The 1392-nt window shown below is 33.3% G+C and carries 1 protein-coding gene; it reads left to right on the top strand.

What is annotated here, in order from left to right; all coding sequences use genetic code 11:
* Positions 1–164: 164 nt before the first annotated feature.
* Positions 165–1163 (top strand): IS630 family transposase, encoded by a 999-nt coding sequence (locus F6K52_RS36320; RefSeq protein ID WP_293090074.1) that lies wholly within the window; start codon positions 165–167, stop codon positions 1161–1163.
* The last annotated feature ends 229 nt before the right edge of the window (positions 1164–1392 follow it).

The following is a 1392-nucleotide window of genomic DNA, read 5'->3' as shown; positions in this document are numbered from 1 at the left end:
GCGAATGATATGGTTGCGCCAGGATTGAAACAGAGCTTGGCGTGTATTCTCAGCAACAGAGACATCAGTAAAAGCTTGTAACATAAGTAATTCAACAAAATTATTTACACATTTACCTAAAATAAAATATATAGATTTTAAGGGTGAATTTACATAATAGGAAAATGCGATACATTCAGGGGTTAAGTCCGGAGACCAGAAAGTTACTCACAAGGATTTATCTTGCTAGCAAATATAGTCAAGTTAGACAACGTGCTCATTGCCTTTTATTGAGTTTTGAAGGCTATTCGATGAAAGACATAACGAAGATTTTAGGAATAAGTCGTAAAACAATTCATAACTGGTTATTAGCTTGGGAAGAACGAAGCATTGTTGGCCTATATGATAAAAAAGGACGAGGCAGAAAAGCAACTTTCTCCTCTTCACAAAAAGAACAAATACGTATTTGGGTAAAACAAAGCCCAAAACAATTAGAAAAGGTACGTAGCCGCATTGAAAAAGAATGGGGAATTAAGGTTTGTAAAGAAACAATAAAAAGAGTTTTAAAAATTTTAGGTTTCAGTTGGCATAGATTGAGAAAAAAAGTAGCGGACAAGCCGCCTGAAGAGGATTATAAAGCCGCTAAACAAGAATTAGAGAAACTCAAACGTAAAGATGATGAAGGTGAAATTGATTTAAGATATATGGATGAAACAGGGTTCTGTTTAACTCCTTATTTACCATATGCTTGGCAAGAAAAAGGAGAAAAAATTAGAGTTAGAACTAGTGCTAGTAAACGATTAAATGCCATTGGTTTTATGAACCGTAAAAATGATTTAGATATATATTTATTTGAATGTAAAATTAATAGTGAAGTCGTTATAGCTTGTATTGATAAATTTTGTGAAAATATCACAAAAAAAACCGTTGTTGTTATCGACAATGCTCCTACCCATACTAGCAATATATTCTATGAAAAGATGGAAGAATGGAAACAAAAAAGATTAGAATTTTTCTTTTTACCTACTTACTCTCCTCAGCTAAATCTTATTGAAATTTTGTGGCGTTTTATCAAATACGAGTGGTTAGAAGTATCAGCATATGAAAGTTCGAAACACTTGGTTGAATCTGTTGAAAATATTTTGAGAGAATTTGGTCATAGCTATGTAATTAATTTTGTGTAACTACTTAGGTCAAGAATTTTGATGAAAACCGGAGTACCCAAAATCCCTAATCCGGTTTTACCCCCTAACAATTGTGTGAAACCTTAATGCTGCTGAAGTCTAGTAAACGTGTAAATGGCTAAAGTCGAGTCAAAGAAGTCGGGGATCTAAACACCCGCGACTCGTCAAAAAATGAAAATAATCTCTAATTCCCACTCTCTACCTTGACGTAAAATTTTGATGCAATCAA

This window comes from Moorena sp. SIO3H5 (assembly GCF_010692395.1).
GTDB lineage: Bacteria > Cyanobacteriota > Cyanobacteriia > Cyanobacteriales > Coleofasciculaceae > Moorena.
The sequence above is the reverse complement of the archived record's forward strand: the minus strand, read 5'-3'. Positions and strand labels throughout refer to the sequence as shown.